Source organism: Pseudomonas sp. 05N431 (assembly GCF_056397005.1).
In genome coordinates this window covers 21721-29077 of sequence record NZ_JBFTMN010000032.1, presented here as the reverse complement: position 1 = coordinate 29077, position 7357 = coordinate 21721, and the positions used below count along the sequence as shown (strand labels likewise).

General features: G+C 50.9%; 7 protein-coding genes and 1 pseudogene. 2 read left to right on the top strand and 6 right to left on the bottom strand.

From position 1 onward, the window contains the following. Positions 1–385: 385 nt before the first annotated feature. The 6 genes and pseudogenes from AC1DIG_RS28655 to AC1DIG_RS28630 all read right to left on the bottom strand — a co-directional run bounded on the left by AC1DIG_RS28655 (position 386) and on the right by AC1DIG_RS28630 (position 4960). Positions 386–931, bottom strand: coding sequence for a hypothetical protein (locus AC1DIG_RS28655; RefSeq protein WP_477770027.1), 546 nt, complete (start codon positions 929–931; stop codon positions 386–388). Between the two features lie 166 nt (positions 932–1097). Continuing rightward, on the bottom strand, positions 1098–1610 hold the full coding sequence (locus AC1DIG_RS28650; protein WP_477770026.1) for a hypothetical protein: 513 nt from the start codon (positions 1608–1610) through the stop codon (positions 1098–1100). A gap of 222 nt (positions 1611–1832) precedes the next feature. Next, positions 1833–2885 carry a DUF4435 domain-containing protein gene (locus tag AC1DIG_RS28645; RefSeq protein ID WP_477770025.1) on the bottom strand — a complete coding sequence of 351 codons (1053 nt, stop codon included), beginning with the start codon at positions 2883–2885 and terminating at the stop codon, positions 1833–1835. 2 nt (positions 2886–2887) lie between these two features. After that, on the bottom strand, positions 2888–4009 hold the full coding sequence (locus tag AC1DIG_RS28640; RefSeq protein ID WP_477770024.1) for an ATP-binding protein: 1122 nt from the start codon (positions 4007–4009) through the stop codon (positions 2888–2890). Between the two features lie 217 nt (positions 4010–4226). After that, a pseudogene (locus tag AC1DIG_RS28635) lies at positions 4227–4464 on the bottom strand (integrase core domain-containing protein); the annotation flags it as partial. Positions 4465–4687: 223 nt separating this feature from the next. Continuing rightward, on the bottom strand, positions 4688–4960 hold the full coding sequence (locus AC1DIG_RS28630) for a hypothetical protein (protein WP_477770023.1): 273 nt from the start codon (positions 4958–4960) through the stop codon (positions 4688–4690). A 531-nt stretch (positions 4961–5491) separates the two neighbouring features. Between AC1DIG_RS28630 and kdpF the strand changes: the two genes are divergently transcribed. Both kdpF and kdpA read left to right on the top strand, forming a co-directional pair. After that, a complete protein-coding gene (kdpF, locus tag AC1DIG_RS28625) occupies positions 5492–5584 on the top strand; it encodes a K(+)-transporting ATPase subunit F (protein ID WP_103316005.1) in 93 nt (30 codons plus the stop codon). Next, a complete protein-coding gene (gene kdpA / locus AC1DIG_RS28620; protein WP_477770022.1) occupies positions 5581–7353 on the top strand; it encodes a potassium-transporting ATPase subunit KdpA in 1773 nt (590 codons plus the stop codon). The genes kdpF and kdpA overlap by 4 nt, the downstream gene beginning before the upstream one ends. The last annotated feature ends 4 nt before the right edge of the window (positions 7354–7357 follow it).

Here is a 7357-nt window from a genome sequence, read left to right as displayed (position 1 = left end):
TGAAGATTCCCCCGGCCACCGAAGGATGTAGCAAGGGCCACGCCAATGCCCAGGCCACGGGGATGGTCAGCAGAATCTTGAAGACGACGAGCAACATCGGCGAACCCCGCAATCAATGACAGTCGCCATTATGCCGCAGCGGATTTTGCTTTGAATGCGGTCACGGGTCGCAGGCGAGCCCCTACAACGGGTGAAACAGGTGTAAACCTATTTCAGGACTAGACACCATCAGCCTCGACGCAATGAAAAATAAATCTGAGAATCATCTGGCCGGCCCCCTTTTCCGTGGCTATGTACACTACTGCTCAGTGACGTCAAAGTCTGGTCAGTATATCGATATGCTTTTCGATAAACTAATTACACGCTTATGACAGTAGGTATTGAGCTACCAAGATATATTGGCTCCACGGCAAACAAATGAGATTGCCAAGAGCAAGAACCCAACCCCAAAACCGGTTCCTTTAGGGCAGTTAATTAAAAAGCGTGCAACTAATGACTTTAAAAGTGAAAAAACGATAGGCACCCCATCCTTAAACGTGACATCAAATATTTTTATTGAGTTTGCTAACAGCGTCAGGAATGCCAGGGTAATTCCTGCCAATACGAGCCATAAATTTACCCACTGCTCCATGGCAGGGGTAATATAGCGTATTGCCAGAAGACTCCCGAAGAAGAGCAATAAAACCAAGACAATACTAGTCCAACTCCTTTTTGCTTGCTCAAGTTTAGCCGCTAGATATAGCTCCTCGCTGTCTAGCAAAGGATGGAGGTGAGATTTTAAAAATCGATTAATTCCATCCCGTTGCTTCTCTGTAAAGAAATAGTCAAGCCCCATGAAAAATGAAGCGAAAATTTGAGTTAACAGTATATATTTTTCAGAAACCATAATTTCGCCAATTCGAGTAAGTGAACAGCTCAGCGTCGCTTGCATGACATAAAAAATTATGTCGGCAGGATGGATGATTAGTTTAATTGAAAATCAGCATTTTTAAAAAATGCTCTCTGGAAAAAAGGAGACAGATTTATTTTTCATTGCGTCGAGGCTGATGGCAGATAAATAAGTCTGCCCCATTTTCATGTTTTAGATCCGCCACCGCTCAAGCAAGCGCCATCACCCTGTTTACCCGTCTCACCAACCGCCAGTGGACGATCCACAGCGGCAACGCCAAAGCCCCTCCCAGCGAACCAAGTTCGTTGGGCAGCAACGAAACAATCTGCGCGGTACACCACCCCACCCCTGAGAACAGGCCAAAGCTTTTGAACGAGCCCAGAGCTTTGTTATGCCTGGCTTCACGCCGTAGCGATCGGGCCACGTGAACGACAATGAAAAAGTCTTCAATGAAGTTGTAAGGCAGCAGAAACATCAGCCAGACACTTCGAGGCGACGCCACCCTGGATGAAGGTTTGACCAATGTCAGCGAACGCTGAAGGTCGCGGCAATAAAAGAATACGGCGATCAGGAACACCAGCGTCAATATCGACGCCCCGATGCTGCCCAACGCGTCCAGTTCGCTGAAGATTCCCCCGGCCACCGAAGGATGCACCAAGGGCCACGCCAACGCCCAGGCCACGGGGATGGTCAGCAGAACCTTGAAGACGACGAGCAACATCGGCGAACCCCGTAATAGATGACAGTCGCCATTATCCCGCAGCGGATTTTGCCTTGAATGCGGTCAGGGGTCGCAGGCGAGCCCCTACAACGCCCCCATCAGCCTCAACGCAATGCAAAATAAATCTGTCCCCTTTTTCCCCCGAACACCTTTGATAGCTTGCGCAGCATCATGCCACTCCGCTTGTTATGTTGTGGTTTCGCTGCCTCAGCCCGGTAGTTATCAGTAAAGCTCAGGGTAGTTACTTCTGAGCACTTGAACCGTCTCTTTAAAAAACGGAACATTCTCTACTGTTGGAATAGCTGATAGGAAGGCCTCCCTAACATTCGGAGTCTGATTAAGATACTCATGCACATCTCTTCTTACATCGACGGAGGTCGCCCGAATCTCATCAAGTCTAATCTTATTGAAATAACCAAGATAAGATTTCGCAATATGATATGAAATTGCGTACCAATCATGCCCTCGATAAAACAGGTAAACATTACTACGACCAACACCTATATTGCTCAGCGCCCTCTCGAAGCAAACAAACCCATCACCTGGATATTCAGCCTCTAGATAACTCGACAAGTCCCCAGTCAACACAGAAAGCCTGCTTAGAAAAGCATCCCAGACGGTACACCCATCCACCTTGAAAATCTCTTGAGGCTTGTTAAGAAGTACATTTAAAGCCGTATCAAGACGCAAACTAAAATCCTGAACCTCCGCACGTACGTTATCGAAGCAACAAGAGCGCAAATACAACAACTTCAAAAACGGAGTGTATATCTCTTTAGATATTCTCTCGTGCATGATGGCAGCGCGCTGCTCCAACCTAGCTTTAGGGACACAAGTAATATGCGAAACAACCTCATCAACAAGATCTTCGAATATAAACAAATGCTCCTTGGAGTGAACTCGAGTCCAATAAAAATGAGGAAGCTCATAATCCTCTCCAGAATATTTATCACCAAAACTTGCCAAATATTTAAAATCACTATCCAAGCAGAATATACTTCTTCTACTCGCTTGAATCTCTCCAGCCTGCCACAGCTTGGTCAATCTATTACAGCCATTCGCAGCCTTCCCGTCCGCGCCACGAAACATCGAAGCAGGTCGAAAATCATATGTATAGGCTTTATTATCCCTCAAAACGTGTTTCCAAAGCCTTATATCATCACGCGACTCTACCCACACTATAACTTCATCAGGAGCACCTTCATCCAAGTCCAAAAATAAACTTTGATTATCCAGGTACTCTGTGTCAAATGGAAACCCGAGTTCTTCGTCCATGATCAACCTTTAGAAATCGCCCCAACGTTGACAATCGCTTCATTCTCAGTCCGCCCGATTAAAGCGGGAGAGTGCGTTGCCACGATGTACTGCGCGTTCGGAGATAGTACTCGCAAAGAAGGTAACAGCTGCCTTTGCCATTTTATATGCAAGGAGAGGTCTGGCTCATCCAACAGGAACACCATGCTCTTTTCACCCGCCAGATGAGCGACCAACAGCAAGCACAATAGGGTCTTCTCCCCCTTTGAGAAGTCATACCACTGAACATCACCGTGGGAGGTTTTCATATAGAGGAATCCATTCACACCAATCTTTACCTCTCGATTAGTAGAGGCAAAAAATAAATTTGCTTCTTTAAGCAAAGGATTGGAACGCAACCTCGAGTCTCTAAGCTTCTCAAGTTTTTCTACCTGAACTCGCAATCCATCCTTGTCACCAACGCCCACACGATTCATAACCTGAATAGTTTTTTCAATTACGTCTATCAATTCCGATGTGGCATGATCATCTGAGTTACTTTTCGCTTGAGCTGAGAACTCAGCTTGCAAGAGAAAAAAAGTTTTATCCAAATTCTTTTTCTTCGAAAAAATATCTAAATCTTCAAACTTCTTCGAATCCAACTCATCCTGCTTGGAGCTGAAAACCTCATCTCCGTATAAAATAGATGCCGGCCAATTTGAAGGACCTAACTTCCCCAGCCTTAGACTCATTATGTTTGTCGATTTTACAGCCCGACCTTCCCCTTCACGCATCACAATAACTTTTTTATTATCGATTCGCGCATCTATGGAGTTCTGAATGCCTTCGTAAAAACTCTTCAAAGGATCACGATTTTTTGATTTATGGAAAGGTGACGACGAAAAATTTTCCGGCAATTGCCGGATCGTTTTCACATGAAGAACCTCACTATCATCCGCAAACTTAATATGACAACCCCAGTCGCTTTTTGGAAACAGATACTCTTGCCCCTTCGCAACTGAAAGAGTGCTATGCAAAACCCCTAGTAGCGTAGACTTGCCAGCCCCATTATAACCGGTAAAAATAACAACTGGAGAATCCAATGCTATGGTACGACTCTCGGCGGAGCCGAAAATATTAAACGTACTCATGGAATTAATATGCATATATAACCCATCCAATTTTAGACTGCCGATCATATCACACGAGCGACTACCATTCAATTATTAAAGCGCACAATTAATTTCATTAAAGGCTGTTTCTATATATCACTTAAAGCACCATCAGCAACAATGATGCATAGGATTTCAAATTGGGGTTATTAGCATTAGCTTCGGTAAAAAAGGGACAGACTTATTTATCTGCCATCAGCCTCGACGCTGTCTAGTCCTGAAATAGGTTTACACCTGTTTCACCCCAACGCCCGGTGCATCGCATCGGGCGTTTTGTATTTCAAAGACAGGTACGGGCGCTCGCGGTTATAGATTGATACCGACTCACCCACCATCTTCTTTGCCTGCATCAAATCCTGTGGTCGCTGGAGCAGAAATTCGGTCTTCAATATCCCATTGATCCGCTCTGCCAGGGCACTTTGGTAGCAGTCATAACCATCCATCAACGTCCGCTTTGAGTCGCTTGTTCCCGTTGGTAATGGGCGCCCCTTTTAGTACAACGGCGTAGTAAACCGCAGACTTTCAGTGCATGCAGAATAGCCAAGATCGCAGCCTACGCCAGGCTCCTACGCCGAGCAGTCAAGCCCGTACGTAAATCCGGAGCTGCCGCAGCCTGCGATCTTTTAAACGCTTAACAGGCCAGCATCACACCTTCAAAACGCCCGCCTTCACTCACTTCCCCACCTGCTCCCGCAAACGTCTACCAATCACATCCATCAAATCACACCCATCGCGCAATGGAATGGCCAGCAGTTTGGCGAAGTCGGCCAGCACCACCGTGTCGCTCTCGATATCAGCACGAAAAGCGATATTTTCCAGCACCTGAGTAACGGTGCGGATGCGGTAGTCGGCAGTGGCTTGCAGTACGTCGAGTGGGGCTTGGGTGTCGATGAGCAGGGAGGCCGGGATCAGGTCGATTCCGGTGAGGGGCATGTATCTATCCATAGTTAAAGCCTCGTTTAGATTGTTGAGGCTGCCAACAAATCGTCGCCAAACGAAAAGGTGGCAGCTGTACGCAGGTTGGCGAACCGGAAACGAGTAACCGGCAGACCCGAAGGTCTCCCGCGCACAGCCGCCATAGAAAGCGGCATAGCAGGTGCGGAGGTGCCTGCAAATAAGCAGTCAGCTCTCGCACTCGTTTGTCAGGTCGCCAAACCCAGTCGCCATATGGGCGACGGAGCGGACTATAAGCTGCATCCAATCGAGGGGCAAGGTGACGGCTTCTTGGGTTTATGTAGGACCTGTATTGGCGCAGTCCCTGGCCTTTAAACAGCCTGTTGTACCCGACCAACATCTTTATCAAATCTTTATTTCCCCACCCCAAATCCTGTCAACAACTTTCCAAGCGTCCATTTAGGCTTTCTTCATTACCGGAGGAAACGCCATGGACTTCATGTTTTTGCTACTCGGTGCGCTGTTTTTCATCACCCTGGTCGGCCTGGCGCAAGGCTGTGCAGCGCTCAACAGGAGGCGGTCATGACGGGCTTCTATCTGTTCGGCGGGATCATCGCCGCCGGTTTGCTGGTTTACCTGGTCGCCGCGCTGTTGTTTCCGGAGGACTTCCTGTGACTATTCAAGCCTGGGTTTTACTCGGTGCCTTTCTCCTGGCGCTGGGGCTTCTGGCCTGGCCCCTTGGGCGCTGGCTGACCACGGTGATGGAGGGTCGGTTTGCCTTCGGCTCGCGCATCGAGTCGCCGCTGTATCGACTGGCCGGCGTCAAGCCTGACGCGCAGATGGGCTGGCTTCAATATGCCCTCGCGCTGATCCTGTTTAACGCGCTCGGGTTGCTGGCGGTGTACGCCTTGCAACGCTTGCAAGGTGTTCTGCCCTTCAACCCGCAGGGGTTTGGCGCAGTCACGCCCGACTCCTCGTTCAACACCGCCGCCGCTTTCGTTACCAATACCGACTGGCAAGCCTACAGCGGCGAGTCAACGATGAGTTACCTGACCCAGATGCTCGCGTTGACGGTGCAGAACTTCCTGTCCGCCGCCACCGGCATTGTGGTGGCGATTGCGTTGATCCGCGGGTTCGCACGCCACAGCGCAGACAGCATCGGCAATGCCTGGACCGACCTCACCCGCATCACGTTGTGGGTGTTGTTGCCACTGTCGCTGATCTTTGCGCTGTTCTTCGTCAGTCAGGGCGCGATTCAGAACCTTGACCCGTACAAGGACGTCTCGACACTGGAGGTCATGCAGTACCAGAACCCGGTGCTCAATGACGCCGGCCAGCCGACCCTCGATGCCCAGGGCAATCCGGTGACCAAGGCCGCCAGCACCGACAAGCAGACGATTGCCATGGGGCCGGTGGCCTCGCAAGAAGCAATCAAAATGCTTGGCACCAATGGCGGCGGTTTCTTCAACGCCAACTCGGCGCACCCCTATGAGAACCCGACCGCGCTGACGAACTTCTTGCAGCTGATCGCGATCTTCCTGATCCCGACCGCGCTGTGTTTCGTCTTCGGCCACGTCGTCGGTGACATACGCCAAGGCTGGGCGCTGCTGGCGACAATGACGATCATCTTCGTGATCGCGGTGGTGGCTGTCACCCATTACGAACAGCTGGGCAATCCGCAGTTTTCAGCGCTGGGTATCGACACGGCAGCGGGCAATATGGAGGGCAAGGAACTGCGCTTCGGCATCAGCGCCTCCAGCCTGTTCGCGGCCGTGACCACCGCGGCTTCATGCGGTGCGGTCAACGCGATGCACGACTCGTTCACCCCAATGGGCGGTGCGGTGCCGTTGGTGCTGATGCAACTCGGTGAAGTGGTGTTCGGCGGCACCGGTTCCGGCCTGTACGGCATGCTGGTGTTCGCCATCCTCGCGGTGTTTATCGCCGGTTTGATGATCGGCCGTACACCCGAATACCTGGGCAAGAAGATCGAAGCCTTCGAGATGAAAATGGTCGCCATTGCGATTCTGGTGACGCCGCTGCTGGTGCTGTTCGGGACCGCCATTGCGGTGATGGCCGAGGCCGGCAAGCTGGGGATCGCCAACCCTGGCGCCCATGGTTTCTCGGAGATCCTCTACGCCTTCACCTCGGCAGCCAACAACAATGGCAGCGCCTTCGCCGGCCTGTCGGCCAACACCCCGTTCTACAACACGATGCTGGCCATCGCCTGTTGGTTAGGCCGCTTCGGCGTGATCGTACCGGTGCTCGCGGTCGCTGGCAGCCTGGCGGCGAAGAAACGCCTGGCCGTCACCGGCGGCACGATGCCGACCCACGGGATGCTGTTCGTGGTGCTGCTGATCGGCACGGTGTTGCTGGTCGGTTTGCTGAACTATGTGCCGGCGCTCGCGCTGGGCCCCGTCGTCGAACACCTCATCATGATCAAGTGAGACC

Excerpts from the sequence above, each read along its gene's own strand:
- kdpF (WP_103316005.1), top strand. The coding sequence starts at position 5,492 with ATGACGGGCTTCTATCTGTTCGGCGGGATCATCGCCGCCGGTTTGCTG.
- AC1DIG_RS28645 (WP_477770025.1), bottom strand. The coding sequence starts at position 2,885 with ATGGACGAAGAACTCGGGTTTCCATTTGACACAGAGTACCTGGATAAT.
- AC1DIG_RS28640 (WP_477770024.1), bottom strand. The coding sequence starts at position 4,009 with ATGCATATTAATTCCATGAGTACGTTTAATATTTTCGGCTCCGCCGAG.
- AC1DIG_RS28630 (WP_477770023.1), bottom strand. The coding sequence starts at position 4,960 with ATGGATAGATACATGCCCCTCACCGGAATCGACCTGATCCCGGCCTCC.
- AC1DIG_RS28655 (WP_477770027.1), bottom strand. The coding sequence starts at position 931 with ATGCAAGCGACGCTGAGCTGTTCACTTACTCGAATTGGCGAAATTATG.
- AC1DIG_RS28650 (WP_477770026.1), bottom strand. The coding sequence starts at position 1,610 with ATGTTGCTCGTCGTCTTCAAGGTTCTGCTGACCATCCCCGTGGCCTGG.